The 22,201-nt window shown below is 64.4% G+C and carries 23 protein-coding genes; 4 read left to right on the forward strand and 19 right to left on the reverse strand.

Annotated elements, in window-relative coordinates; genetic code table 11:
* Positions 1–216: 216 nt before the first annotated feature.
* Positions 217–402, reverse strand: coding sequence for a hypothetical protein (locus IG169_RS00580; RefSeq protein WP_193174201.1), 186 nt, complete (start codon positions 400–402; stop codon positions 217–219).
* 470 nt (positions 403–872) lie between these two features.
* Here IG169_RS00580 and IG169_RS00585 point away from each other — a divergent pair, with 470 nt between their 5' ends.
* Positions 873–1,235: a hypothetical protein gene (locus IG169_RS00585; RefSeq protein ID WP_193174202.1), complete on the forward strand. Its 363-nt coding sequence runs from the start codon at positions 873–875 to the stop codon at positions 1,233–1,235.
* A gap of 113 nt (positions 1,236–1,348) precedes the next feature.
* On the opposite strand, the gene IG169_RS00590 is transcribed toward IG169_RS00585, so the two are convergent.
* The gene (locus IG169_RS00590; protein WP_193174203.1) at positions 1,349–1,678 is read right to left on the reverse strand and encodes a GYD domain-containing protein; all 330 of its coding nucleotides are present in this window, start codon (positions 1,676–1,678) and stop codon (positions 1,349–1,351) included.
* A gap of 306 nt (positions 1,679–1,984) precedes the next feature.
* Here IG169_RS00590 and IG169_RS00595 point away from each other — a divergent pair, with 306 nt between their 5' ends.
* Positions 1,985–2,320, forward strand: coding sequence for a DUF1294 domain-containing protein (locus IG169_RS00595; protein ID WP_193174204.1), 336 nt, complete (start codon positions 1,985–1,987; stop codon positions 2,318–2,320).
* A 44-nt stretch (positions 2,321–2,364) separates the two neighbouring features.
* On the opposite strand, the gene IG169_RS00600 is transcribed toward IG169_RS00595, so the two are convergent.
* The 17 genes from IG169_RS00600 to IG169_RS00680 all read right to left on the reverse strand — a co-directional run bounded on the left by IG169_RS00600 (position 2,365) and on the right by IG169_RS00680 (position 20,793).
* Positions 2,365–2,685 carry a c-type cytochrome gene (locus IG169_RS00600; protein ID WP_193174205.1) on the reverse strand — a complete coding sequence of 107 codons (321 nt, stop codon included), beginning with the start codon at positions 2,683–2,685 and terminating at the stop codon, positions 2,365–2,367.
* A 137-nt stretch (positions 2,686–2,822) separates the two neighbouring features.
* A complete protein-coding gene (locus IG169_RS00605) occupies positions 2,823–3,134 on the reverse strand; it encodes a Dabb family protein (RefSeq protein WP_193174206.1) in 312 nt (103 codons plus the stop codon).
* A gap of 23 nt (positions 3,135–3,157) precedes the next feature.
* The gene (locus IG169_RS00610; RefSeq protein WP_193174207.1) at positions 3,158–4,165 is read right to left on the reverse strand and encodes a LacI family DNA-binding transcriptional regulator; all 1,008 of its coding nucleotides are present in this window, start codon (positions 4,163–4,165) and stop codon (positions 3,158–3,160) included.
* A 12-nt stretch (positions 4,166–4,177) separates the two neighbouring features.
* Positions 4,178–5,341, reverse strand: coding sequence for a dihydrodipicolinate synthase family protein (locus IG169_RS00615; protein WP_193174208.1), 1,164 nt, complete (start codon positions 5,339–5,341; stop codon positions 4,178–4,180).
* 3 nt (positions 5,342–5,344) lie between these two features.
* Positions 5,345–6,931, reverse strand: coding sequence for a GMC family oxidoreductase (locus tag IG169_RS00620; RefSeq protein ID WP_193174209.1), 1,587 nt, complete (start codon positions 6,929–6,931; stop codon positions 5,345–5,347).
* A 12-nt stretch (positions 6,932–6,943) separates the two neighbouring features.
* Positions 6,944–7,702 (reverse strand): 3-ketoacyl-ACP reductase, encoded by a 759-nt coding sequence (locus tag IG169_RS00625; RefSeq protein WP_193174210.1) that lies wholly within the window; start codon positions 7,700–7,702, stop codon positions 6,944–6,946.
* Positions 7,699–9,183: a GMC oxidoreductase gene (locus IG169_RS00630; protein ID WP_193174211.1), complete on the reverse strand. Its 1,485-nt coding sequence runs from the start codon at positions 9,181–9,183 to the stop codon at positions 7,699–7,701. Before IG169_RS00630 ends, IG169_RS00625 begins: the two co-directional genes overlap by 4 nt.
* A gap of 6 nt (positions 9,184–9,189) precedes the next feature.
* Positions 9,190–10,302, reverse strand: coding sequence for an ABC transporter ATP-binding protein (locus IG169_RS00635; protein WP_193174212.1), 1,113 nt, complete (start codon positions 10,300–10,302; stop codon positions 9,190–9,192).
* A 4-nt stretch (positions 10,303–10,306) separates the two neighbouring features.
* The gene (locus IG169_RS00640; protein WP_193174213.1) at positions 10,307–11,188 is read right to left on the reverse strand and encodes a carbohydrate ABC transporter permease; all 882 of its coding nucleotides are present in this window, start codon (positions 11,186–11,188) and stop codon (positions 10,307–10,309) included.
* Positions 11,188–12,084: a carbohydrate ABC transporter permease gene (locus tag IG169_RS00645; protein ID WP_193174214.1), complete on the reverse strand. Its 897-nt coding sequence runs from the start codon at positions 12,082–12,084 to the stop codon at positions 11,188–11,190. Before IG169_RS00645 ends, IG169_RS00640 begins: the two co-directional genes overlap by 1 nt.
* A gap of 58 nt (positions 12,085–12,142) precedes the next feature.
* Positions 12,143–13,393, reverse strand: coding sequence for an ABC transporter substrate-binding protein (locus tag IG169_RS00650; protein ID WP_193174215.1), 1,251 nt, complete (start codon positions 13,391–13,393; stop codon positions 12,143–12,145).
* Positions 13,394–13,446: 53 nt separating this feature from the next.
* Positions 13,447–14,982, reverse strand: a complete 1,536-nt coding sequence (locus tag IG169_RS00655) for an aldehyde dehydrogenase family protein (protein WP_193174216.1) — start codon at positions 14,980–14,982, stop codon at positions 13,447–13,449.
* A 2-nt stretch (positions 14,983–14,984) separates the two neighbouring features.
* Positions 14,985–15,752: an enoyl-CoA hydratase/isomerase family protein gene (locus tag IG169_RS00660; RefSeq protein ID WP_193174217.1), complete on the reverse strand. Its 768-nt coding sequence runs from the start codon at positions 15,750–15,752 to the stop codon at positions 14,985–14,987.
* The gene (locus IG169_RS00665; protein WP_193174218.1) at positions 15,749–17,323 is read right to left on the reverse strand and encodes an acyl CoA:acetate/3-ketoacid CoA transferase; all 1,575 of its coding nucleotides are present in this window, start codon (positions 17,321–17,323) and stop codon (positions 15,749–15,751) included. Before IG169_RS00665 ends, IG169_RS00660 begins: the two co-directional genes overlap by 4 nt.
* Positions 17,324–17,326: 3 nt before the next feature.
* Complete coding sequence (locus IG169_RS00670) at positions 17,327–18,328, reverse strand: Gfo/Idh/MocA family protein (protein WP_193174219.1); 1,002 nt, start codon at positions 18,326–18,328, stop codon at positions 17,327–17,329.
* Positions 18,329–18,768: 440 nt separating this feature from the next.
* A complete protein-coding gene (locus IG169_RS00675; protein ID WP_343225510.1) occupies positions 18,769–20,562 on the reverse strand; it encodes a sodium:proton antiporter in 1,794 nt (597 codons plus the stop codon).
* A gap of 18 nt (positions 20,563–20,580) precedes the next feature.
* Positions 20,581–20,793, reverse strand: a complete 213-nt coding sequence (locus IG169_RS00680) for a SlyX family protein (protein WP_193174220.1) — start codon at positions 20,791–20,793, stop codon at positions 20,581–20,583.
* Positions 20,794–20,990: 197 nt separating this feature from the next.
* Here IG169_RS00680 and cdd point away from each other — a divergent pair, with 197 nt between their 5' ends.
* Entirely contained in the window at positions 20,991–21,392 is a 402-nt protein-coding gene (cdd, locus tag IG169_RS00685) for a cytidine deaminase (RefSeq protein WP_193174221.1), read from the forward strand.
* Positions 21,389–22,186 carry a purine-nucleoside phosphorylase gene (locus IG169_RS00690; protein WP_193174222.1) on the forward strand — a complete coding sequence of 266 codons (798 nt, stop codon included), beginning with the start codon at positions 21,389–21,391 and terminating at the stop codon, positions 22,184–22,186. Before cdd ends, IG169_RS00690 begins: the two co-directional genes overlap by 4 nt.
* The last annotated feature ends 15 nt before the right edge of the window (positions 22,187–22,201 follow it).

The following is a 22,201-nucleotide window of genomic DNA, read 5'->3' on the forward strand; positions in this document are numbered from 1 at the left end:
CCGGCGGCTGCGCAAAAGCAAAGCGGTGCCCCTCCCTGGGGCCGGGAGGAACACCGCGAAAAGGCGTGATCACTAAACCTTCACTTTATCTTACGCTACGTAATATTCAGGTCAATCCGCGCAAAGCCGCCGGAACGCCATATCGTGCAGCCTTGTGGAAAACGGGCGCCGTGCCGACGCCAGGAGGGGATGGTTTTCAACCGTTGGACGCGGCGCTCATGCGCTGCCGGTCGGATCCAGATCATCCAGGTCCGTTCCACGCTCGATGAGGGTGCTTCCATACCGTTTCCGGATGATCGAGGCGGCTTCTTTCAGCACTTCAGCTATTTCCTCGACCTCGAAGTCTTCGGGGAATTCCGCAATATATTCGAGCATGTCGGCAATTTCGATTTCGTCCGCCATATGGATTTTTCAGCCTTAAGAAATTCGCCCCCGCGACCGTGGGCAGCAAATCATTAACCACTAACCAGCCGATTAAACCGCGGCGTAAAATTTTACGGGCCGGAGGGCATCCCACAGCATTTCCTCGCGGCGGATGCGCGGCCTCGCAGCGGTGTCGCCGGTTCACAGGATCAAGGCGAAAACCGGGATCGCCACGGCGGTCATGACCAAATTTCCGGCACTATCTGCGCGGGGCGTGGATAAATCTGGATTAATCCCGGAATCGGCCGCCAACAATGCACCGAAAACCGCCTCTTCGGCGTTGCGCGCGAGCGTGAGTGGGCCTCGCATTGACATTCATCATCGCGGTGTCACTTATCTTGGTTAACGTTCTAACCGAGGTGTTCAGAAGCTGAATTCGCCTCCTATGCGGAGTTCCTTCCAGCCCCGAGGGAGGAACTCCGCAACGATTCTGCCGGAGGCTTTTAACGGTGATAACCGCGCCTGCCAGTCCTTCCGAATATCCCGACAGAGATCTCGATTGCGAACTCGCCATCGAGCCCTATTTCAACGAACTGATGAATTTCGCGGAGTTGACCGGACGCAACAGCAGCATCATTGCGATATCGATGTTGCGCCACTGTTCGGTCGGGCACCTGCCGCCCCAGGCGGATCTCGATTCGGCGATCCACGAGGCCTTCTCGACCCTGGAACTGGTGGCGCTCGCATCCGGCTGGCAGAGAGCGGAAATCCTGGCAGCGCTTGCCGGGTTGTGCCGGCGGTATCTGAGACGAAAACCGGGAACGCCGGTCGACCATGCGACCGGAAGCACGGCGCGCCAGCCGAAACTCTGAACCGGCGGGCGCGATGCGCGGCGGACCGGCTCGCGTTTCAGGGCGCCGTCCGCTCAGCGAAGAGGTACCGACCGGACGGCTTGCGCGGAATTCCCCGATATTTGCGGGAGGAACTAGCCCGCCGGCTTGAAGTGGGACGCCAATTGCCCCGCCTTCTTCTGGGCGGCGGTGAATTCCGCGCTGGTATAGGCACGGATCGTCTTGAGATTGGAAACGGTGCCCGACGCCCCTGCGACCATGAGCGCGGGGACGATGTCGGCACTGTCCGGGCCCTCGACGACCATCATGAAATCATTGTCGCCGCTGGTCAGGAAATAGGACTCAAGCTTCGCGCCCGCCGCTTCGACAAGAGGCCGGGTCGAGGCCTCACGGTCGGAGGGATTGGCAATCATCCCCTTCATCGCTGCGGACGTATAATTTCCCGTGATAATGAAACGCGGCATGTTTAATCCTCCCGTGTCCCCGGCGTTCGGCGCCGGGAGCATTTTTCTCGTTCCGCGTGATTGCGGAACTCGGAATCCTATCACGACCGATCTGGTTTACCTAACGGAAGACCAGGCATGCCAAACGCCGGGTCGGCGGAAGTCATCCGCATGCCCGGCCAGTTCAAGCCGTATCACATTCACTCAATGTTCGAGTACGTCACGGTCGACGGCGGGGGCAAGAAACCGAACCTCCGGAAGGCCCTTGGCTGCGGCCGGCCAATCGCCGATCCTGGGGCGCAAATCTGTAACAGGCACCGGCCAACAATGGAATTTCCCGATCCTGCCGAACCGTGGGGATTAGCCGCAGCAGCGCTACTGTGCGTCAATCTTTTCGCATTCGGAGCTTTCGCCTGGGACAAGGCGGCAGCGCGGCGTGGCGCCTGGCGAATCCGCGAAAGCACCCTGCTCGGACTTGCATTGGCCGGCGGCATATTCGGCGCGCTCGCGGGCCAAAGGCTGTTGCGCCACAAGACGCGCAAGGAGCCTTTCCGCACCAAGCTCTATTCGATCGCGGGGCTGCAGGCGGCCATCGCCCTCCTGCTCGCAGTGCCGCAGAGCCGGACCTGGATTTTCGAGACCGTCGCCCGCGCGGCGGGTTAGATCATGCCGGCGCCCGACATCCGAGCAGAAAGGGTCGCGGCCTTTCAGCTGTTTTCCAGCGACCGGATATAGGCAACAAGGGCATCCAGATTCGCCTTCATCATGTATTCGTGGAATTCCGGCATCAGGACGCTATGGCCCGGATTCAGGATCCGCATGCGAATGATGTCAGGGTCCATGTAGATGGCAATGGCTTTAAAGCTCGGCGGAAAAAGCTTGAATGCGCCGCCTGGCGCAATGTTGTGGCACTGACTGCAGTTCGCCTCGGCGAGTGATTTACCCAACCCCACATCGCCACTGTCTTGTGCGTGAGCAACCGATGTCAGGCACATAACCGCTGCCAAAGCCGATACAAATCTAACCATTCCATCCTCCCGTTTTGTGCGCTGTTCTTGCTGGCAACGGAAGAATTGGTAAATTTACCCTAGAGGTCATTGACCGCCATCAATGACGTGGCGCAGCGTTCGCCAAGTCATCCTGACCGCTCGACAGGCGAAATATCTTACTCCGTCTCCAGATCGGCGACGAAGATACCCTCATAACCGCCCTTGCAGGCAGCGATCAGCATCGAACCGGCGCGGACATGGACTGGATGTTCCTCATAGGCGAGGTGGGCATCGCGGTCCTCGAAGACGGCGACAAAACCGAAGTGATAGTCCGGCGACTTGCCCTCGTAATCCATGTTCGGACCCCAGGACAATTCGACCATGCCGTCGATCTCGTCGACGAGGCCCGAGAGCAACTCCATCGCCTCCTCGACCGGCCGCATCTGCAGCGGCGAATGCAGGGAGAGGAAGACGCAGTGCTGGATCATGGTTTTCTCCGGAGGATGGCGGTTCAAAGGCCGAGGCTGGACTGGCGGGCAACGAGCCCAACGCTGGCGAAATCCTTTTCGGGCGGCCGTTTGCCGGTTTCCAGCCATTCAAGCATGGTTGCCGCGGAGCGCCGTCCGAAGCTGCCGACGTCGCAACGCACCGAGGACAACTGCGGATAGACCAGCGCGCATTCCTCGATGTCGTCGAAACCGACGAGGCGGAAATCGCTGCCCACCTCGACGCCGCATTGGGCAAAGCCCGACAGCATGCCGAGGGCGGCGAGATCGTTAAAACAGACGGCGGCATCGATATCCGGATGGTCACGCGCGAGCGTCAGCGCGATGTCGCGGCCGAAGCCGCGCGACGGGCGGCCGTGGAAGGTCACCGGCTCGATGCCGTGTTCGGCCATGACCGCCAGATAGCCCGACATGCGCTCGGCCGTGACGGGCCGGTCCTGCAGCCCGCCGACAAAGGCGATGTGCCGGGCGCCGAGATCGACGAGATGGCGCGCCGCCAGCCGGCCGCCGGTCGCGTAATCGAGCGAGGCGAAGGGAAAGAGGTCGGTGCGTTCGTCGATCATGCGCAGGACCTGCAACGCCGGGATGCCGGCGCGTTCGATCCGCGTGAAGATCGCGCCGTCGTCGCCATAAGCGGGCGAGATAACGAGCGCGGAGACGCCATGCTCGATCATCGAGCCGATCACCTGCGCCTGGATCTGCTGATCCTCATCGGTGTTTGCGATGACGGTGGCGAAGCCGTGGCTGGCGAAGGTCATCTGCGCGCTGGTGGCGAATTCGGTGAAGAAGGGGTTGCGCAGGTCGTTGATGACGAGGCCGATCAGTCCGACATCGGCGCCGCGCAGGTTCGCCGCCGAGCGGTTGTAGACATAGTTCAGTTCTGCCATCGAGCGCTCGACGGTCTCGCGCGTCTCCTTCCTGACCAGCGGGCTGTTCTGCAGGACGAGCGAAACCGTCGACTTCGACACGCCGGCGTGGCGCGCGACATCAACGATGGTCGGCCGCTTGTTCATTGTCGTTGGCCCTCAGCCCATTCCGTGCAGGCGCAGAAGCGTCGTCATGCGCTCCACCGCCAGATCGGGCTGCGTCAGCAGCCGCGCCTTGTCGGCGAGACGGAACACCTCGGCATAATGGGTGATTTCGCGCGAGGATTGGAAGCCTCCCGGCATGATGAAGTGGCTTTGTGCGCCGTTTAGCCACGCCATGAAGGCGATGCCCGCCTTGTAGAAGCGCGTCGGCGCCTTGAAGATCTCGCGCGACAGCGGAACCGTCGGCGCGAAAAGCGCGTGATAGGTTGCCATGTCGCCCTTCGCCAGCGCCTCGAGCGCCTGGCTCGCCGCCGGCGCGATCGCCGCGAAGATGCCGAGCAGGGCATGGGAATAGTGGCTGCCGTCACCGGCGATCAGGTCGGCATAGTTGAAGTCGTCGCCGGTATAGAGGCGGACGCCTTCCGGCAGTCGCGCGCGGAAGGCTTCCTCGTGGGCCTGATCGAGCAGCGATATCTTGATGCCGTCGACCTTGGCCGGGTTGGCCTGAATGATCGCCAGCACGGCGTCCGAGGCTTTCGCCACGTCGGTCGAGCCCCAGTAGCCGGACAGCGCCGGATCGAACATGTCGCCAAGCCAGTGCAGGATGACGGGTTCGGCGGCCTGGCCGATTAGCATGCCGTAGACACGGGCATAGGTTTCCGCATCGGCGCCCATCGCCGGAAAGGCGCGCGAGGCCATGAGGATGACCTGCCCGCCGGCCGCCTCGATGGCCTCCATCTGCTCCGAATAGGCGGCGATCAGCGCCGCTTCGTCCTTGAGGTCCGATAGCTCGACGTGATCGGTTCCCGCGCCGCAGGCGACACGGGGTTTCAGCGGATGGCCTTTCGCATCGCGCATGGTGCGCTCGATGAGTTCCTTCGCCGTCAGCCAGTCGACGCCCATGCCGCGCTGGGCTGTGTCCATCGCCTCGGCGAGACCGAGACCCTGGTCCCACAGCCAGTGGCGGAAGCGCAGCGTGTTGTCCCAGTCGACCGCCGGGCGGCCTCCGGCCCAGGGATCGCGCTCGGCGAGCGGGTCCGACACGACATGCGCGGCGGCAAAGGCGGTCCGTGTCAGCGGCACGGCGGGCGCGCGCGGGACGAGCGCATCGCCGCTCGGCGTATAGTCTTCGAGGGTTCCGGCATAGGTTGGCAGGCGCATGGTTCAGGCCCCGTGATCAGCGCGGATCATGTCGGCGGCTTTCTCGCCGATCATGATCGCAGCGGCATTGGTGTTGGAGGAAATGACGGTCGGCATGATCGAGGCGTCGGCGACGCGCAGTCCCTCGATGCCGTTGAAGCGCAGGCGGGTGTCGACCACTGCGGCATCGTCAGGACCCATCCGGCAGGTGCCGGCGGCATGGTGCGACGTTTTCGAATGCTCGCAGATGAAGGCGAAATAGTCCTCGTCGCTTTTCACGCCGGGCCCGGGCAGGCGCTCGGCCTTGATGAAGGGCTTGAGCGGCGCCTGCGCCAGGATCCTCTGCGCAAGCTTCAGCCCCTCGATGGAAAGTTCGCGGTCGCGCGGGTCGGCGAGGTAGTTCGGGTCGATCAGCGGCGCGGCGGACGGATCGGCACTTTGCAGCCGGACCGAGCCACGAGAGCGCGGGCGCAGGTAACAGGCGTTGAGCGTCACGCCGCCATCGGGCATTGCGGCGACGCCGGACTCGATGCCGGTGCCGAGGCCGAGATGGAGCTGGACGTCAGGCGAACGCGCCTCCGGATCGGCGTACCAGAAGCCGCCCGTCTCGAAGAGCGAAGACGCGACGGGGCCGCGCTTCGTCAGCAAATACTGGATGCCTGCCACGGCGGACCATAGCGGCTTCGCGTAGCGGTCGTAGGTATGCGGTCCGGTGACCTCGCAGATCGCGTAGAGGTCGAGATGGTCCTGCAGGTTCGAACCGACTTGCGGCTGATCGAAGACGACGGGAATGCCGAGGTCGGACAAGTGATCCGCCGGGCCGATACCGGAAAGCTGAAGGATGCGCGGCGAACCGATGGCGCCGGAAGACAGGATCACTTCCGACGATGCCGTCAGCCGTGTGCAGTCGGTCAGCTCGACACCGACGGCGCGCCCGTTCTCGACAACGATGCGGCGAACCTGCGCCCCGGTGCGCACCGTCAGGTTCTTCCGGCCCCGGTTCGGCGCGAGATAGGCCATCGCCGCCGACGAGCGTCGGGCATTGCGCTGGGTGAGCTGGTAAAAACAGACGCCGTCCTGCTTTTCGCCGGTCACGTCCTTGTTGCGCGGGATACCGAGTTTCGCGGCGGCCTCGAAATAGGCCTCGCAGATCGGCAGCGGCGCACGCGGCTGCGACACGCCGAGCGGCCCGCCCTTGCCGTGATATTTGTCGTCATATGTATCGTTGTCCTCGGCTTTCCTGAAAAAGGGCAGCACATCTTCGTAGCCCCAGCCGTCGCAGCCCATCTGCCGCCACTCGTCGTAATCGAGCGCGTTACCGCGGGTGTAGATCTGCGCGTTGATCGCCGATCCGCCGCCGATCACCTTGGCCTGGGTGTAGCGGAAGACACGATTGTTCATGTGGCGCTGCGGCACGGTGGACCAGCCCCACGAGCCGATGCCCTTGGTCATTTTCGCGAAACCTGCGGGCAGATGATAGAACGGATGCCAGTCGCGGCCGCCGGCTTCGAGAAGGAGGACTTTCGCGGCCGGATTCTCGGACAGCCGCGCGGCGAGAACACAACCGGCCGAGCCGCCGCCGATGATGATGAAGTCGTAGGTCTCAGCCATTGCCGTTGATCCTCACAGCCGCGATATCGACAAGCCGCCGTCGACCGGTATGACCGCACCGTTGGCAAAGGCCATCTGTCCGGTGGCGAGCGGAACGACGACCGAGCCGATATCGGAAGGCTGGCCCCAGCGCCCGGCCGGCACCAATCCGCCCTCGATGCGCGCGGTGTATTTGTCCTTGACGCCCGCCGTCATGCCGGTCTCGATGATGCCGGGGCGCAGTTCGAAGACGCCGATGCCGAGCGGCGCGAGCCTCACGGCGAAGAGCTCCGCCATCATCGCCGCGCCGGCCTTGGAGATGCAGTACTCGGCGCGCTCGATCGAAACCATGGCTGCGCTGACGGAGGTGACGAAGACGATGGAGCGATATGTACCGGTCTCGCGTGCAGCCATGCGCTTCGCCGTCTCCTGGGCGAGGAAGAAGGCGCCGCGCAGATTGACGTCGAGGACGAAGTCGAAGTTCTCCGGCGCGATATCGAGCATGTCGCCGCGCACCTTCGCCGGGACGCCGGCGTTGGACACGAGGCAATCGACCGCGCCGAGATCGGCTTCGACGGAGTCGAGCAGAGCGGGGACATTTTCGATCTCCCGAAGATCGTGGCAGTAGTAGCGCGCGTCCGCTCCCAGTCGTTGCAGAGCCGAAACGACTCCTGCATCATCGGGCGTGCTGCGCGACGCGAGGGCGACGGAGAAGCCGGCTTCGACCAGCGCCTCGGCGATGCCGAGACCGATGCCCTGCTGGCCCCCGGTGATGAGTGCGACCGGCTTCATGCGGTAAGATCCTTCCTGATTGTGTCGGCGGCGCGCAGCGCCATGGCGGCGACGGTCAGCGCCGGATTGACGGCGGCCGATGTCGGCAGGCAGGCGGCGTCGGCGACAAAGAGATTGGGGTGATCCCAAGTGCGGCACTCGGGATCGAGCGCCGAAGACGACGGATCGGAGCCGATGCGGACCGTGCCGCACTGGTGCGACGGCACCCGGCCGTCGAAAAGGCGGGAGAGCACGACCGGGAAGCCGGCGGCACGCATCGTCGCCTTGATCCTTGCGACAAGGCGATTGTGGGCGACCATGTTGGAGCGACGCCAGATCAGCTGGATATCCGATCCGTTCAGGACGATGCGGCTTTCCGGATCCGGAATGTCCTCGGAGATGGCGTAGAGATCGATGGCATGGCCGGATATGTAGCCGGCTACAGGTTTCGGCAGAAACTTGACATTGGCCCGCAGGATGTCAGGCACGACACGGCCAAGCAGCTGGATATTGCCGAGCGGCGGGCCGCCCTCGCCGTCGGATAAATACCAGTCATTGATGCCGAAGGTCTTCTGGTAGACAGAATCGTTGCGGAAGCGCGGATCGAAGGCAATCAGCGCGCTGGCATTGTGGTTCATGAAGCAGCGGCCGACCTGATCGGACGTATTGGCGAGACCGGAGGCCAACAGCAGCACCGCCGACTGGACGGCGCCGGCGCAAAGCGCGACGACGCGCGGCGTCAGGCTATGCGTCTCGCCGTCCTTCTCGTAGACAACCTCGGTCACGCGTTTGCCGTCGGGACCGGTCTTCAGGTGGGTGACGCGGGCATTGGTGACGAGTTCGACATTGTCATGCGCGAGCGCCTCGGCGAGGCCGCAGGTCTCGGCGTCCATCTTGCCGGATCGGGTATCGGGATAACCGTCCCAGCCGGTCATGCCGCCTTTCAGCCAGCGGTCGATATCGATGCCGAGCGGCAGGGTGAAGGGATGGACGCCGGCCTTTTGCAGACGGGCGCGCACCGTTGCGATCGCGGGTTCGTCGGGGACCGGCGGAAAGGGGAGCGGGCCGGCATGTTCGGGCTCGGTCGGGTCGGAGACGACGTCGCCATGCACCCGGTAAAGCGCCTCGGCCTTGTCGTACCAGGGCGCGAGTTCGTCATAGGAAAACGGCCAGGCCGGCGAGACACCCTCGGCGTGCTGCATCTCGGCGAAATCCTGCGCCCGGTAGCGGATCAGAACCGCGCCATAGAGCTTGGTATTGCCGCCGACGTGATAATAGTTGCCGGGCGAAAAACGCCTGCCGGCTTCGTCAAGCCAAGTCTCGTCGGAGAGGAAGGCGCTATTGCGGAAGATCCGGTTCGGATCGCGCGCCGGAGCGTCGTCGGGGATTTGGCGGCCACGCTCGAGGATGACGATGCGCGCGCCCGTCGGCGCGAGGCCGGCGGCGAGCGTCGCGCCGCCCATGCCGCTGCCGATGACGACGATTTCCGGGGAAGAGTGCATGGACGGTCAGCCGATGCGCTGCTCGGTTTTCGGATCGAAGGCGACGGCCTTTTCCATGTTGACGGCAAAGGGGAATGTATTACCCGGACGCACGTCGACATCGGCGCGGAAGCGGCCGGTTACCTCCTTGCCGCCGAGATTGGCGACGACGAAGGTGTCGGAGCCGGCGGGCTCGGTGACCTCGACGCGGGTCTCGATGCGGTGGATCGCCTTCGAGTTGCGGTCGGCGCCGTCCTCGTCGGTGATCGCCTCGGGGCGGATGCCGAGGACGATGTCGCGGCCGTCATGGGCGGCCATGGCGTTGCCGGGCGGAAAGGGCAGCGACGCCGCGGCGCCGTCGGCGAGATCGATTCTCGCGATGGCGTTGCCGTTTTCAACCGCGACCCTGGCCGGGAACAGGTTCATCGATGGCGATCCCATGAAGCCGGCGACGAAGATGTTGGCCGGATTGTCGTAGATCTCCTTCGGGGTGCCGAGTTGCTGGACGTGGCCGCCGAACATGACGGCGATGCGGGTCGACAGCGTCAGCGCCTCGATCTGGTCGTGGGTGACGTAAACGATGGTGGTGCCGAGCTTCTGGTGCAGCTTCTTGATCTCGGTGCGCATGTCGACGCGCAGCTTGGCGTCGAGGTTGGACAGCGGCTCGTCGAACAGGAAGACATCGGGATCGCGCACCAGCGCGCGGCCCATGGCGACGCGCTGGCGCTGCCCGCCCGACAACTGCCCCGGCTTGCGGTCGAGCAGCGGCTGGATCTGCAACAGGTCCGCGACCTGCGCCACCGCCTTGTCGCGTTCCGGTTTCGGGATGCCGTGCATCTCGAGGCCGAAGGCCATGTTCTGCGCGACATTCATGTTCGGATAGAGCGCGTAGGACTGGAACACCATGGCGATGTTGCGGTCGGCCGGGCGCACGCCGTTCATCGAGCGGCCCTTGATGGCGATGTCGCCGCTGGTGACCTCCTCGAGGCCCGCGATCATGTTGAGCAAAGTGGACTTGCCGCAGCCTGACGGTCCGACGAGAACGAGAAACTCGCCCTCCTCGACGGAGATGTCGGTCTCGTGCAGGACCCGGACCGAGCCGTAGGACTTGGTTGCCTTCTTGATATCGAGAAATCCCATGGTCTTACCCTTTCACGCTGCCGGCCATCAGGCCGCGCACGAAGTAGCGGCCGGCGACGATATAGACGATCAATGTCGGCAGGGCCGCCATGATCGCGCCGGCGAAATGGACGTTGTATTCCTTCACGCCCGTCGAGGACTGGACGAGATTGTTGAGCGCCACCGTCATCGGCTGGCTGTCGTAATCCGAGAAGCTCGCGCCGAAGAGGAAGTCGTTCCAGATATTGGTGAACTGCCAGATGATGCAGACGACGGCGATCGGCCCCGAGGACGGCAGCATGATGCGCCGGAAGATGGTGAAGAAGCCGGCGCCGTCGATCATCGCCGCGCGCACCAGTTCGGTCGGGAACTGCTGGTAGTAGTTGCGGAAATAGAGGGTCGAAAAGCCGATGCCGTAGACGAGATGGACGAAGATCAGACCGGGCACGGTGCCGGCAAGGCCCATCAGGCCGAGCATGCGCGCCATCGGGATCAGCACCATCTGGAACGGTATGAAGCAGCCGAACAGCAGCAGGCCGAAGACGACCGTGTCGCCGGTGAAGCGCCACTTGGTCAGCACGTATCCGTTCAGCGCGCCGAGCACGGTGGAGATCGCGACAGCCGGGACGACCATCAGGATCGAATTGAGGAAATAGGGTTTCAGGCCGGTCGCCGCGACGCCGATCTGCGCCGTCGACCAGGCGCTCCTCCACGGCGCGAGCGTCCATTCGTGCGGCAGGGACATCATGCCGCCGGCCTGGATCTCGGAAAGCGGTTTCAGCGAGTTGACCACCATCACGTAGAGCGGCAGCAGGTAATAGATGCAGAACAGGGCGAGCAGCGTGTAGATCACGAAGCGGGCGCCGCCGCCGGTGCGGATGACGTTTGCGGAAGCGTTGGTCGCCATCACTTCTTCTCCCTGAGTTCGGACCAGATATACGGCACCATGATCGCGGCGATCGACATCAGCATGATCGTCGCCGAGGCGGCGCCGATGCCCATCTGGTTGCGGGTGAAGGTGTAGGAATACATGAAGGTCGCGGGCAGTTCCGTCGCGGTGCCGGGGCCGCCGCCGGTCAGCGCGATGACGAGGTCGTAGGACTTGATCGCCATGTGAGCGAGGACCACGAAGGCCGACATGAAGGCCGGGCGCAATTGCGGAATGACGATGCGGCGGTAGAGCGACCAGTTGGACGCGCCGTCGATCTGCGCCGCCTTGAGGACCTCGTTGTCGATGCCGCGCAGGCCGGCGAGAAACATCGCCATGACGAAGCCCGAGGTCTGCCAGACGGCGGCGATGACGATGGTGTAGATCGCCATGTGGCTGTCCTTGATCCACTCGAAGGTGAAGCTCTCCCAGCCCCAGGAGCGCACGACCGCCTGCAGGCCGATGCCCGGGTCAAGGAACCATTTCCAGGCGGTGCCGGTGACGATGAAGGACAGCGCCATCGGATAGAGATAGATCGTGCGGATGAAGCCTTCGGCGCGGATCTTCTGGTCGAGCAGGATCGCAAGCGCGAGGCCGAGCACGCAGCAGATGACGATGTAGAGCGATCCGAAGATCAGCAGGTTGTCGATGGCGATGCCCCAGGCCCGCACCGAGAACAATCGTGAATAATTCTGCCAGCCGACGAGGCCGTAGCTCGGCAGGATGCGACTGTCGGTGAACGACAGGTAGAAGGTGAAGAGAATGAAGCCGTAGACGAAGACCAGCACGATCGCGAGGCTGGGACTCAGCACGATCTTCGGCAGGGCATCGCGCAGCCAGTCATTGCCGGAGCGGCGTGTTGCGGTCATTGACATCGGACTTCCTCCCGAACGGGGAGAGCGCGAACGCTCTCCCCCACTTTATGCCAGGATATTATTGGGCCAGCGCGACGGCGTTGACCATTTCCTTCACGGCGGTGTCGGAATCGTACTCACCGTTGAAGTGCGCGGTGATCACATCATACATCGCGTTCTTCACCGAGGCCGGATTGGCGTGGCCATGCGCCATGGATCCGAACAGGTTGCCCGATTCGGAGGCGGCGGCCAGATCCTTCATGCCCTGCTTGCCGCAGGCGTCGAAAGCCTCGTCGGAGACGTCGATGCGCGCCGGTACCGACCCCTTGACGACGTTGAAGGCCGACTGGAAGGACGGCGACAGGATCGCCTTGGCGAGCGCAGCCTGTTCAGGGGAGACCGTGTCGCCCTGCTTGAACATCGCGAACTGGTCGGAGTTGAAGGTGACCTGTTTCTGCGTTCCGGGGAAGCGGAAGCACAGGAAGTCCTCGCCCGGCTTCTTGCCGGCATTGAGGAATTCGCCCTTCGCCCAGTCGCCCATGAACTGGAAGGCGGCGTCGCCCTTGATCACCATCGCCGAGGCGAGGTTCCAGTCGCGGCCGGAGAAGTTGTCGTCGACGAAGGAACGGATTACCGACATGCGGTCGAAGACCTGCTTCATCGTGTCGGAGCCGAGCGCGTCCGGGTTCAGGTCGATGAAGGCCGACTTGTAGAATTCCGGTCCGCCGGTCGACATGGCGACGGCGTCGAAGATCGTCGCGTCCTGCCAGGCCTGGCCGCCATGGGCGACCGCGATCTTGCCGGAATCCTTGACCTTCTGCATGGCCGCGACCAGTTCGTCCCAGGTGGTCGGCTGGGCGATGCCGAGCTCGTCGAGAATGCCCTTGTTGGCCCAGACCCAGTTGGTCGAGTGGACGTTGACCGGGGCGGCGACCCACTTTCCGTCATATTTGGAGAATTTCTGCAGCGCTGCCGGCACGACGGCGTCCCAGCCCTCGGCCGACGCGATGTCGTTCAGGTTGGCGAGTGCGCCTTCCTTGGCCCAGTCGGTGATGTCGAAGCCGAGCATCTGCACGGCGGTCGGGGCGTTGCCGGCAGTGACGCGGGCACGCAGCACGGTCATCGCCTGGGTGCCGCCGCCGCCTGCGACCGGCATGTCCTGCCAGCCAATGCCCTGTTTTTCGAGATCCTGCTTGAGCACGTTGAGCGCCGCGGCCTCGCCGCCGGACGTCCACCAGTGCAGGACTTCGACGTCGCCGGCATGGGCGAAGCTCGCGGATGCGGCCAGAATGGCGGCCGCCGCGATGGTCTTTCCGATAATCGAACGCATGGGGTTTCCTCCTCGGTTTGCGTTGTCGTCCGCTGACCCGGTTTAAAAAGCGGTCAGCGTTTGCGGACCCAAGGCGCGCGCGTGCGGCCGATCCGCATCGCCACGGTCTTCACCTCGAGAAATTCATCCAGGCCGTAAGGCCCGATCTCGCGTCCCTGACCGGATTGCTTCATCCCGCCGAAAGTCAGTTCGGGAAATCCGTCCATCCAGGTGTTCGTCCAGACGGTGCCGGCCTGCGCGCGGCGGGCGAAATCCAGACATGTATGGATATTCTCACTCCAGACACCGGCCGAGAGGCCGTAGGATGCGTCGTTCGCCAGCGCGATGGCTTCATCGGCTGTCCTGAAGGTGAGCACCGACAGGACCGGCCCGAAGACCTCCTCGCGGGCGATCGCCATCTCCGGCCGTACTCCGGCGATCACGGTCGGCTCGTAGAACTGCCCGTCGAGACCGGGTACCGACAGGATGCCGCCGCCAAGGCGGACATTGGCGCCGTCGGCGACCGCCTGACGGACACAGGCGTCGATCTTCGCCTGGTGCTCGGGCGTGACGATGGCGCCGACCTGGGTCTCGGGATCGAGCGGATCACCGAAAGCAACCTGGCGGGACAATTCGACGACACGGGCGACGAAGTCGTCCGCGATGTCCTCGTGCACGATGATGCGGCTGGAAGAATTGCAGCACTGGCCGACGTTGAAATAGACGCCGAAGGTGACGGCGTCCGCGGCGTTTTCCAGATCCGCGTCCGGGAAGATCACCTGCGGGTTCTTGCCGCCCAGTTCCAGCGCGACCTTCTTGAGCGTTGCCGAGGCAGCGGCGGTGATCGACTTGCCGACCGCCGTGGAACCGGTGAACGTCACCATGTCCACATCGGGATGCGTGGTCATCAGGCTGCCGACCGGCTGGCCGTATCCCAGTACGATGTTGACGACGCCCGCCGGCAGGCCGGCCTCGATCAGCAATTCGCCCATCATGACGGTCGTCGCCGACGTCATCTCCGACGGCTTGATGACGCAGGTGCATCCCGCGGCAAGCGCGAAGGGCAGCTTCTGGCTCAGAATCCAGAACGGGAAGTTCCACGGCGTGATGATCGAGACGACGCCGATCGGTTCCTTCAACACGACGCCGAGCATGTCCTCGCCGAGCGTGTTGTGGCTGTCGCCATGCAGGGTGCGGGCCAGCGACGCTGCGTATCGCCAGAGATCCGCCGCGCCCGCGACTTCGCCGCGCGATTGCGTGATCGGCTTGCCGCTTTCAAGCGTTTCGAGCAGCGCCATGCGCTCGACGTCGCGTTCGATCAGGTCGGCGACCCTGAGCATGACCGAAGCGCGTTGCTTGCCGGAAATGCGGCTCCACACACCGCTGTCGAAAGCGGAACGCGCCGCTGCGATCGCGGCATTCGTCTCTGCCTCCCCGCCCTTCGCGGAGCGGCTGACGAGGACGCCATGGGCCGGCGAATGACGCTCGAAGGTCTCGCCGTTTGCGCTGCCCTGCCATGCGCCGCCGATCAGATGGCGGACGCGGAACGGTTCGGCGGGAATCCCGATGGCATCGGTTGCAGCAATGAGAGTGAGGTCGTGCGTCGTCATGGTCATTTGCCCGAAAAATCCGGTTTGCGTTTGGCGCGGAAGGCGGCGACGCCCTCGGCCTTGTCGGCGCTCGCCGCGATCATGCCGCTGCCCAGCGCCTCGATCATCGCGGAACTGTCCTCGCCGACGGCGCCGTGGATCATGTATTTCGCCACCTCGGTGGCGCGCGGCGACTGGCCCAGCGCCTTCTCCGCGATGGCGCGGGCGGCGGCGGGGGCGTCGTCGGCGATCTCGGCGACGAAGCCGAGGGCCAGCGCGCGCTCGGCGGACAAACGGCGGCCGAACAGGGCCATTTCCTTCAGCACCGGCTCGGGCAACAGGCGGGCGAGACGCTGCGTGCCGGACCAACCGGGCACGATGCCGACGCCGGCCTCGGGCAGCGCTAGCGTCGCGGCCGGCGCGATGACGCGGATGTCGCAGGCGGAAGCCAGCTCCAGCCCGCCGCCGAAGGCATGACCGGAGATCGCGGCAACCGTCGGCCTGGAAAGGCGTGCGAGACGGTCGAATATCCGGTGACCGTCCCGCACCCAATGCCTGGCGAAGTCAGCAGGAGGAAGGTCCGACCAGGCATTGATATCGGCGCCGGCGCAGAAGGCGCGGTCGCCCTCGGCGGTGACGATGACGGCGCGGATGGCGGGATCGCGCTCCAGTTCGGCGCAATGGGCATCAAGCGCCTCGAGCATCGGGATCGTCAGCGCGTTGAGCTTGCCCGGATTGTCGAGGCGCAGTTCGGCGACCGCGCCATCGCGGATGAGATGCAGCGCGCTCATAGCGTAAGCCCCATCTTACCTTCCGACAGGAGGGCGACCGGCATGCGGACCGCGTCGGGCGCGACGCGTACGCGACCCTGCGATGCGGCGACGATATCGGCCTCGGGATCGATTCCGGGCATGATCTCGGTGGCAACAAGGCCGTCGGCTTCGAGCCGGATGACGCAGCGTTCGGTGACGTAGAGAATTTCCTGGCCGGTCTCGCGGGCGCGCTTGCCCGAGAAGGTGACGTGCTCGACGGCGTCGACCATCTTGGTGAACTTGCCGGGCTTGATGACGCGCAGGCTTTGCTCGGTCAGTTCGAGCTCGGCGCTGGCCTCGAACAGCCCGCCGAAGACGATCTTCTTCGCATGGGCGGTGATATCGACGAAGCCGCCGCAGCCCGCCGTCAGATAGGGTTTCTTGCCGAGCTTGGAGACGTTGACGTTGCCGTTGATGTCGACCTCGAGGAAAGACAGGAAGGAGACGTCGAAGCCGCCGCCCTGGAAATAGGTGAACTGGTTCGGCGACGGCATGAAGGCGTCGGCGTTGGACGCGCAGCCAAAGGCGAAGCCGGTCAGCGGCATGCCGCCGACTGCGCCCTGCTCGATCGCCCAGGTGACCGAGCCGGCATGGCCCTCCTCGAGGAGGACGCGCGGCACCATGGCGGAAATGCCGAAGCCGAGATTGGCCGTCTGGCCGGATTTCAGCTCCATCGCGGCGCGGCGCGCGATGACCTTTTCGATACCGCGCTCGGCGAGGTGGAAGCTCGACAGCGGCCGGATGATCTCGCCGGAGATGGCGGGATCGTAGACGGTTTCCGTCGTCTGTTTCTGATCGGGATCGACGACGACGAGATCGACGAGGTGGCCCGGCACGCGCACGTCGTGCGGGCGCAGAGATCCGGCCGCGGTGACGCGCTTGACCTGGGCGATGACGAGGCCGCCATGATTGCGCACGGCAATCGCCTGGTCGAGGCCGCCGAGATAGGCGCCCTCGTGCTCATAGGTGAGATTGCCGCGCTCGTCGGCGGTGGTCGCGCGCAGGATCGCGACGTCCGGCACGATGTTGGGGAAATGCAGCCATGTCTCGCCGGCGAGTTCGACGCGCGCGACGATGGGCTTCGCGGCGGCGGCCGCATTCATGGCGCAGCCCTCGCGGACGGGATCGGCGAAGGTGTCGAGGCCTACCTTTGTCAGCACGCCCGGCCGGCGGGCGGCGACGTCGCGATGCATGTCGAACATGATGCCGGACGGCACGTTGTAGGCGGCGACCCGGTCCTCGACGATCATGCGCCAGATCTCGGGCATGGGCAGCGAAGACGGGCCGCTCGGATAGGAGCCGCCGATGATCGTCGAGAGCAGGCCGTCCCTGGCGATGTGATCGACGCCCTTGATGCCGTACATGTCGCCGGCGGCGATCGGGTGCAGCGTCGTTAGGTTCCTCGGATGGCCTTCGCGCTCGAAGCGCGCACCGATGGCTTCCAGAACCTTGTCCGGGCAGCCGAGGCCGGAGGAGGAGGACACGGAAACGACCGCATCATCGGCAATGCGCGCGACGGCGTCCCCGGCGGTGACGATCTTCGAGACCATTGGTCAAAGGCCTCCGTAATCGACGGTGACGGCGCGGCCGGTCTGGGCGGCCTCGCGAACGGCAAGCGCCACGGCAAGCGACTTGACGCCGTCGACTCCATCGGCCGAGGGCCTGCCGTTTCCGGCGACCGCATCGGCGAATAGCGACAGGGAGCGGGCATAGAGATCGTGTTCCGGGAAGGCGACCGCATGGCGTCCGTCGCCGTTGATCAGTTCGACTTCGCCGACGGGGCGCTGGGTCATGACGTTGCGCGCGAAGACAGAACCCTCGGACCCGTGGACCTCGATGCCGGTGCCGGCGAAGGGATGGGTGAAGCTTTCATGTGTCTGGACCATCACGCCCGACGGCATCGTCCAGGCCGACATGACGCTGTCCTCGACGCCCTCGCCCATACCGGACGCCCCCGCCCTGGCGACAACCGTCTCCGGATCCTCGCCAAGATAGAAGCGAACCGTGTCGGCGTCATGGACCGTGATGTCGGGAATCACGCCGCCGCCGGCGGATGCATCGTTGATGCGCCAGCCCTGCAGATGCGCAGGCAGATGGACGGCATGGAAGACGCGCACCGAGAGGATGCGGCCGAGACGGCCGGAAGCGATGAGGTCGCGGACGGCCAGATGCGAACCGGCATTGCGCAGATGATGGTTGGTGGCGAAGACGACGCCCTTTTCTTCGGCGACGCGGACCATCTCGACCGCATCGGCCAGCGTCATTGCCAGCGGTTTCTCGCAGAGAACATGCTTGCCGGCCGCGATCGCCGCCATGGCCTGAGGGAAATGCTTCTCGTTGGTCGTCGAGATATAGACCGCGCCGATAGCCGGATCGGAGAGAAGCGCGTCGAGGTCTGTCATGCTCTCGGGAATTTCATGCTTTGCGGCATAATCGGCGCCGCGGGTCGCGCTGGAGCTCATGACGGACCTGATCGTGTGGCCCGGCTGCGCGCGGATCGCGCCGATCACATGTTCGGATGCGATGGTACTTGCACCGATAAGTCCCCACTGCATCCGTGTCCTCCTTTTTGGCACGTTCCAAATTTGTTTTACAGCGATTTATTGGATCGTTCCAAACGAGTCAAGCGGATTCTTGGCGAGAACGGCATTCCCGCTTCCGGAACGGCTGGCCCGGCCGCGTGCGCGCATTGATGTCGCATGAAAACCACTGTTGCCGAATTGCCACGCACCGGCCTGATTCGTCCGACCCCCCTTTGCCCGGGAGCGGCTTGTGGTAGATTGGAACTCAAGGAATATCCCAAGATTTTGGGGGTCGGGTAGATTTAGTTTTCGCTTCCGTAATTTTTGAAACGTCCATGTTCGACGACGGCGAAGCCTACGCCGGTACGGAAGATTTGAAGCACGATTACTGATCGGTTGGACGGGCCAATCGGCAACCGGGAATCCCGGGCTCTCGAGCCCGGGATTTTCGTTTTCCGATCAGGCTGTTGCCGTCAAACGAGCGGCCAGACCCTGGGAATGACGAACATCGCGGTCGCGAAGGTGGTCAGGTCAAGCAGAAAGCCAAGCCGCAGGAAGTCAGTGAACCGGTAGCCGCCGGCATTATAGACCAGCGTATTGGTCTGGTAGCCGATCGGCGTCATGAAGCTGGCGCTTGCCGCGATCATCACCGCGACGACGAAGGGGCGCGGATCGAGCCCGAGCGAATGCGCGAGCCCAACGGCGACCGGCGTAACGATGACGGCGACGGCATTGTTGGTGACGATCTCGGTCAGCACCGTCGCCAGGACATAGACGGCGGCGAGCGCCACCAGCGGCGAAAACTCCGCCAGCAGCGGCGTGACATAATCGACAAGGATCACCACCAGCCGGGTCTCCTGCATCGCCACCCCGATCGACAGCATGGCGAAGATCAGGCCGAGAATGCGCCAGTCGACGGACTGTACCGCCTCCTCGACCTCGACGCAGCGCAGAACCAGCACGAGCACGGCGCCGATCAACGCGAGCGCGGCGATCGGCATGACGTTGAAGGCGGCGCCGACGACGACAGCGCCGGTGATGATGATCGCGGCCGGCGCCTTGGAGCGGCGGAAGCCGCGCTCGGACGGCTCGGCGACATTGACGAGATTGTTGTCCTCGGCGAAGCGGGCGAGATCCTCCGGCGCGCCTTCGACCAGAAGCGTGTCGCCGACTTCCAGCGGCGTCTTTTCGAATCGGTCGGCCATGTTCATGCCGCCGCGGTGCAGCGCCATCGGGTAGACGCCGTAGCGCCGCCACAGGCGCAGATGCCGGAGCGTCCGGTTCAGCACCCGCGCGCCGGGGCCGATCAGGATTTCGACCACCTCGGAGGAGCGCGCCGCGGTCTGCTGCAAGTGGCTGGCGGCGCCGAGCGTCAGTTCGCCCTCCTCCTTCATCGACAGGATTTCGGCAATCGGCGTGCGCAGCACGAGGATATCGCCGGCCTCGAGCACCGTGTGATCGAGTTCGCGCCGCAGCGAGACGTCGCCGCGGATGACGTCGACGAGGCGGCGGTCGGGCCGGTTGAAGACGGGGATGGAACGCACCGGAGCGCCGATATGCGGCGAGTTGGTTTCGATCACGGCCTGGACAATGAATTTGCGCCCAGACGTCACCGCCGAGATGCTGCTTGCCGTCTCGCGATCGGGCAACAGCTTGCGGCCGAGCATCATCGCGGTGATGCCGGCAAGAGTCGATACGATGCCGACAGGGGCGATTTCGAGGATGTGAAAGGGCGCGATGCCGAGATCGCGGGCGACGCCGTCGACGAGCAGGTTGGTCGAGGTGCCGATCAGCGTGCAGGTGCCGCCGAGAATGGCGGCATAGGAAAGCGGTATCAGGATGCGCGACGGCGATTCGCCCATCTCGCGCGCCATCGAGGTGGCGACCGGGATCATCAGCATGACCAGCGGCGTGTTGTTCATGACCGCCGAGGCGACCGCGACCGCGATCAGAAAGGCTGCATAAGCGACCATCGGCGAGGTGCGTGCATGCGCCGTCACGATGCGGGCGAAATATTCGACGGCGCCGGTGCGGATCAGCGCCGCCGACAGCACGAACATCGCGGCGATCGTCGCAGGCGCGCTCGACGACAAAACGCCGAGCACGTCGGAGATGTCGAGAATGCCGACCACCAGAAGCAGGGCGACGGCGACGCCGGCGGTGATTTCCGGCGGCCGCCACTCGGCGACGAAGGCGATCAGCATCGCCACGATGACCAGCGCGACGACTGCCGGCGCCAGAGAGCCAAGATCCAGACTAGAAATCACGAAGGCGGTATCCTCGACCTACCAATGCGGCGGTTTGGTTACGGGAATGTCGGCCTGCACTTGTTCCTCGACGGCCTGAAACCGTTTGATCAGCGCCTCGACCAGCCGCTCCAGGCGCTCGATCTCCTTGGCCTGGCGGACGACGGTCTCATTCAGGTCTTCGAGCAGGCGCGCCTGATGGGCGGCCATGATTTCGAGTTCGTCGAAGCGATCGTCGGCGCCATTCGCCATGCCAGTCTCCCTGCGGTTGGGTAACAGTCTAGCGGCGGCGAAGGGTTCCGAAAAGGCACAAGCTTTGCGTACGGGGAACCATAACGGGCAAAGCCTTCATTTCGCGGCTGGATAAACGGAAATGCCATGCTAGTTTCGGCCCCTTGTTTGGATTTGCATGCCGGGGGCGGCCCATCCCCCGCGAAAGGAATGCCCGGATGACGGTACTCGACCAGCTCTTCGACGCCGCGCGCACGGCGATGGCAAAGACCCATTCGCCCTATTCCAAATTCCCGGTCGGCGCGGCGATCCTGACCGAGGAGGGGAAGATATTCACCGGTGCGAATATCGAGGTGGTCAGCTTCCCGGAAGGCTGGTGCGCGGAGACGACGGCGCTGTCGCATTACGTCATGGGCGGCGGCGGCCGGATCACCGATATCTGCGTGACGGCGGAAAAGCTGGACGAATGCACGCCCTGCGGCGGCTGCCGGCAGCGGCTGGCCGAATTCGCGCCGGCGGATGCCCGCGTCCACCTGACCGACCAGCGGGGCATCACCAAGACGATCAGCATGGCCGAGTTGCTGCCGCTCGGCTTCAAGACGGAGATACTTTCACAATGAAGACGGCGAGCGATGTCATCGTGGAAGCGTTGAACGGGCTGGTTCCGCGCGTCGCGCTGGTGCTGGGCTCCGGACTCGGCGGCCTCGTCGACGCGGTCGAGGACCCGGTGCGCGTCTCCTATTCGAAACTGCCGGGATTTCCGGAAAGCGGCGTCAGCGGCCATGCCGGCGAAGTCGTCGCCGGCACGATCGGCGGCAAGCCGGTGCTGCTGCTGTCGGGCCGGGTGCACTACTACGAGAAGGGCGACGCGGCGGCGATGCGGCCGGTGCTGGAGGTTCTCAAGGGGCTCGGCATCGAGAAGCTGATCCTGACCAATGCGGCGGGATCGCTGCGCGAAGAACTCGCGCCCGGTTCGGTGATGCTGATCGAGGACCACATCAATTTCTCCGGCACCAATCCGCTGATCGGCGAGGAGGACGACGCGCGTTTCGTCGGCATGACGAGCGCCTATGATTCCGGGCTGCGCGAGACGATCTCCAAGGCGGCCGAGGCCGAGGGCATTGCCCTCGACGCGGGCGTTTACATGTGGTTTTCCGGGCCGTCCTTCGAAACGCCGGCCGAAATCCGCATGGCGCGCATCATGGGCGCGGACGCGGTCGGCATGTCGACGGTGCCGGAAGTCATTCTCGGCCGGTTCCTCGGCCTTGCCTGCGCGGCCTGTTCGGTGATTACCAATTACGGAGCCGGGATGACCGGCGGAGAATTGTCGCACGCCGAGACCAAGGACATGGCGCCCATCGGCGGCAAGAAACTGCAAGCGATCCTGACGCGCGCGATCGCCGACATGCAATAACCCCCTGGAGTAGTC

The sequence above is a fragment of the Oricola nitratireducens genome, assembly GCF_014904745.1.
In the GTDB taxonomy this organism is placed as follows: Bacteria; Pseudomonadota; Alphaproteobacteria; order Rhizobiales; family Rhizobiaceae; genus Oricola; species Oricola nitratireducens.

Bases quoted from the DNA above. Each gene is read 5' to 3' on its own strand.
- IG169_RS00640 (WP_193174213.1), bottom strand. From the start codon at position 11,188: ATGGCGACCAACGCTTCCGCAAACGTCATCCGCACCGGCGGCGGCGCC.
- IG169_RS00600 (WP_193174205.1), bottom strand. From the start codon at position 2,685: ATGGTTAGATTTGTATCGGCTTTGGCAGCGGTTATGTGCCTGACATCG.
- IG169_RS00650 (WP_193174215.1), bottom strand. From the start codon at position 13,393: ATGCGTTCGATTATCGGAAAGACCATCGCGGCGGCCGCCATTCTGGCC.
- IG169_RS00615 (WP_193174208.1), bottom strand. From the start codon at position 5,341: ATGCGCCTGCCAACCTATGCCGGAACCCTCGAAGACTATACGCCGAGC.
- cdd (WP_193174221.1), top strand. From the start codon at position 20,991: ATGACGGTACTCGACCAGCTCTTCGACGCCGCGCGCACGGCGATGGCA.
- IG169_RS00630 (WP_193174211.1), bottom strand. From the start codon at position 9,183: ATGCACTCTTCCCCGGAAATCGTCGTCATCGGCAGCGGCATGGGCGGC.
- IG169_RS00605 (WP_193174206.1), bottom strand. From the start codon at position 3,134: ATGATCCAGCACTGCGTCTTCCTCTCCCTGCATTCGCCGCTGCAGATG.
- IG169_RS00655 (WP_193174216.1), bottom strand. From the start codon at position 14,982: ATGACGACGCACGACCTCACTCTCATTGCTGCAACCGATGCCATCGGG.
- IG169_RS00635 (WP_193174212.1), bottom strand. From the start codon at position 10,302: ATGGGATTTCTCGATATCAAGAAGGCAACCAAGTCCTACGGCTCGGTC.
- IG169_RS00690 (WP_193174222.1), top strand. From the start codon at position 21,389: ATGAAGACGGCGAGCGATGTCATCGTGGAAGCGTTGAACGGGCTGGTT.
- IG169_RS00590 (WP_193174203.1), bottom strand. From the start codon at position 1,678: ATGCCGCGTTTCATTATCACGGGAAATTATACGTCCGCAGCGATGAAG.
- IG169_RS00595 (WP_193174204.1), top strand. From the start codon at position 1,985: ATGGAATTTCCCGATCCTGCCGAACCGTGGGGATTAGCCGCAGCAGCG.
- IG169_RS00670 (WP_193174219.1), bottom strand. From the start codon at position 18,328: ATGCAGTGGGGACTTATCGGTGCAAGTACCATCGCATCCGAACATGTG.
- IG169_RS00580 (WP_193174201.1), bottom strand. From the start codon at position 402: ATGGCGGACGAAATCGAAATTGCCGACATGCTCGAATATATTGCGGAA.
- IG169_RS00625 (WP_193174210.1), bottom strand. From the start codon at position 7,702: ATGAAGCCGGTCGCACTCATCACCGGGGGCCAGCAGGGCATCGGTCTC.
- IG169_RS00660 (WP_193174217.1), bottom strand. From the start codon at position 15,752: ATGAGCGCGCTGCATCTCATCCGCGATGGCGCGGTCGCCGAACTGCGC.
- IG169_RS00645 (WP_193174214.1), bottom strand. From the start codon at position 12,084: ATGTCAATGACCGCAACACGCCGCTCCGGCAATGACTGGCTGCGCGAT.
- IG169_RS00620 (WP_193174209.1), bottom strand. From the start codon at position 6,931: ATGGCTGAGACCTACGACTTCATCATCATCGGCGGCGGCTCGGCCGGT.
- IG169_RS00680 (WP_193174220.1), bottom strand. From the start codon at position 20,793: ATGGCGAATGGCGCCGACGATCGCTTCGACGAACTCGAAATCATGGCC.
- IG169_RS00610 (WP_193174207.1), bottom strand. From the start codon at position 4,165: ATGAACAAGCGGCCGACCATCGTTGATGTCGCGCGCCACGCCGGCGTG.
- IG169_RS00665 (WP_193174218.1), bottom strand. From the start codon at position 17,323: ATGGTCTCGAAGATCGTCACCGCCGGGGACGCCGTCGCGCGCATTGCC.